Origin of the sequence: Paraburkholderia denitrificans (assembly GCF_042655705.1) — a bacterium.
In the GTDB taxonomy this organism is placed as follows: domain Bacteria; phylum Pseudomonadota; class Gammaproteobacteria; order Burkholderiales; family Burkholderiaceae; genus Paraburkholderia; species Paraburkholderia denitrificans.
This window is the reverse complement of record NZ_JBHSMP010000018.1, coordinates 1-1,752: the sequence shown is the minus strand read 5'-3', so window position 1 is coordinate 1,752 and position 1,752 is coordinate 1. Positions and strand designations below refer to the sequence as shown.

Sequence of the window (1,752 nt, the reverse complement as noted above, 5' to 3'; positions counted from 1 at the left end):
TCGCTGATGGGTGTGAACCCCAACTTCGTGATCTCGGCCACCTTCATGATCGGCTCGGCGCTCGCAGCGCTCGCCGGTGTGATGATCGCCTCCGAATACGGCAACGCGCACTTCTACATGGGCTTCATCCCCGGCATGAAGGCGTTCACCGCGGCGGTGCTCGGCGGTATCGGCAATCTTGGCGGCGCGATGGTCGGCGGCGTGGTGCTCGGTCTCATCGAGCAGCTCGGCGCAGGCTATATCGGCGGTCTGACCGGCGGAGTGTTCGGCAGTAACTATCAGGACGTGTTCGCGTTCATCGTTCTGATCGTCGTGCTCGTGTTCCGTCCGTCGGGACTGCTGGGCGAACGTGTCGCGGACCGCGCATAAGAAGGAGAAGAGCAAAATGACTTCCATTCAACCGATCGAGCCGTCGACGACGCTCATCGCCGAAAAGAACAAGACGAAGACGCTCACGGTCGGCATCGCCACCGCGATCTTCGTGATCTTCGTGCCGTTCCTCGTGGGCGCCGCGGGCGGCAACTACTGGGTGCGCGTGCTCGACTTCGCGATGCTCTATGTGATGCTCGCGCTCGGCCTGAACGTGGTGGTCGGCTTCGCCGGCCTCCTCGACCTCGGCTACATCGCGTTCTACGCGGTGGGCGCCTACACGGCAGCGCTGCTGACTTCGCCGCACCTCACCACGCAGTTCGAGTGGATCGCGAACTTGGCCCCGGCCGGCCTGCATACGCCGTACTGGATCGTGGTTCCGGCCGCCATGGGGCTCGCCGCGCTCTTCGGCGTGCTGCTCGGTGCGCCGACCCTGCGTTTGCGTGGTGACTATCTCGCGATCGTGACCCTCGGTTTCGGGGAAATCGTTCGTATCTTCATGAACAACCTCGACCGTCCGGTGAACATCACCAACGGACCGCAGGGCATTACCGGTGTCGGGCCGCTGCAGGTCGGGGGCGTCAGTCTCGCGGACCAGCACACGCTGTTCGGTTTCACGTTCACGTCGGTGTACAGCTACTACTACGTGTTCGTGCTGTGCGCGCTACTCGTGATCTGGGTGTGTACGCGTTTGCAGCACTCGCGCATCGGCCGCGCCTGGGCCGCCATCCGCGAAGACGAAATCGCGGCCAAGGCCATGGGCATCAATACCCGTAACGTGAAGCTGCTCGCATTCGCGATGGGCGCGTCGTTCGGCGGCCTCTCGGGCGCGATGTTCGGCGCATTCCAGGGCTTCGTCTCGCCGGAATCGTTCACGTTCTGGGAATCGGTCGTTGTGCTCGCATGCGTCGTGCTCGGCGGCATGGGCCACATTCCGGGCGTGATTCTCGGCGCGGTGCTGCTCTCCGTGTTCCCCGAATTCCTGCGCTCGACGATGGGGCCGCTGCAGCACGCGCTCTTCGGCCACCAGATCATCGATACCGAAGTCATTCGCCAGCTGCTTTACGGCCTCGCGATGGTCGTCATCATGCTGTATCGCTCGGAAGGCCTGTGGCCCGCGCCGAAGCACGAAGACCGCGTTGCGAAGATCGCGAAGCGCGCCAGCAAGAAAGCAGTGCGCGCCTAAGTCAGGACAGGAGATAAACGTATGAGCAACAAACCCATCCGCCTGTCCGTGAAGGGCGTGAACAAGCGCTTTGGCGGCCTGCAGGCGCTTTCGGAAGTGGGCCTGCAGATCGAAGCGGGCACGATCTATGGCCTGATCGGCCCGAACGGCGCCGGCAAGACGACGTTCTTCAACGTGATTACCGGCCTCTATACGCC

At 63.2% G+C, this 1,752-nt stretch carries 3 protein-coding genes; all 3 read left to right on the top strand.

What is annotated here, in order from left to right; translation table 11 throughout:
- Nucleotides 1-369 (top strand): branched-chain amino acid ABC transporter permease (locus ACFPTO_RS16055; RefSeq protein ID WP_377712652.1); only part of this gene is annotated, 369 nt, incomplete at its 5' end.
- Nucleotides 370-385: 16 nt separating this feature from the next.
- Nucleotides 386-1,555, top strand: a complete 1,170-nt coding sequence (locus ACFPTO_RS16050; protein ID WP_377712650.1) for an ABC transporter permease subunit — start codon at nt 386-388, stop codon at nt 1,553-1,555.
- A 21-nt stretch (nt 1,556-1,576) separates the two neighbouring features.
- The coding region (locus ACFPTO_RS16045; RefSeq protein ID WP_377712654.1) for an ATP-binding cassette domain-containing protein at nt 1,577-1,752 on the top strand (176 nt) is incomplete at its 3' end.

What these genes read in the sequence shown, in the direction of transcription:
- ACFPTO_RS16050 (WP_377712650.1), top strand. Translation starts at nt 386, where the DNA reads ATGACTTCCATTCAACCGATCGAGCCGTCGACGACGCTCATCGCCGAA.